The following is a 710-nucleotide window of genomic DNA, read 5'->3' as shown; positions in this document are numbered from 1 at the left end:
CACCCGCCGCGGCGCCGGCCGCGCCCACGGAGGCGTCCGACACCGGGTCGGGGCTCACCCGCCACCTCGGCGCCGCGGCCGCGCTCCTCCTCCTGTCGTGCGCCTCCGTCGTCATTCGCAGGCGGCTGCGCAGACGCCATGCGACGCGCTGACCGCAGCAGCCGCCGGCGCCGGAGTGACAGATCTGCTCATGTCCCCATTCGGCCCCATGAAATGGTCACTGCGCCCCCGCCCTCATAACGTCGCAGGAGTCACCCATTCTCCGGAGGACTCGCATGCGTTCCATATCCGTGGTGTCGTCTCTGCTCGTCTCCCTCGCCGCGGTCGGCCTCACCGCACCGGCCGCCCTGGCCGACGACGGGGGCACGCAGCCCGACGTCACGTCGTTCGGCTTCAGCGTGTCGCCCAGCACGGTCGCGGCCGGCGGCACCGTCACCCTCAGCTCCACGGAATGCGAAGTCCCCACCGTTCACGTGACGGCCCCGATCTTCGACGACGCCGAGCTCAACGAGGGGCACTCCGCCACGGCGCAGGTCTACCCGGACGCCAAGCCCGGCGCGCAGTACGACGTCACGTTCGAGTGCAACGGCGAGAAGGGCACGACGAGCCTCACCATCGCCACCGGCAACACGCCGACCCCGCAGCCCACCGGCCCCGCCACCACCGTCCCCCGGGGCGTGCGGGCCGGGCTCGGCGGCGGCGCAGGCGGC

Annotated in this window: 1 pseudogene; it reads left to right on the top strand. The window is 73.2% G+C overall.

Going from position 1 to position 710, the window contains the following annotated elements:
* Window positions 1-275: 275 nt before the first annotated feature.
* Window positions 276-710: pseudogene (locus G3I40_RS42155) on the top strand (hypothetical protein); the annotation flags it as partial.

Source organism: Streptomyces sp. SID14478 (genome assembly GCF_010548525.1).
Taxonomy (GTDB): Bacteria; Actinomycetota; Actinomycetes; order Streptomycetales; family Streptomycetaceae; genus Streptomyces.
The sequence above is the reverse complement of the archived record's forward strand: the minus strand, read 5'-3'. Positions and strand labels throughout refer to the sequence as shown.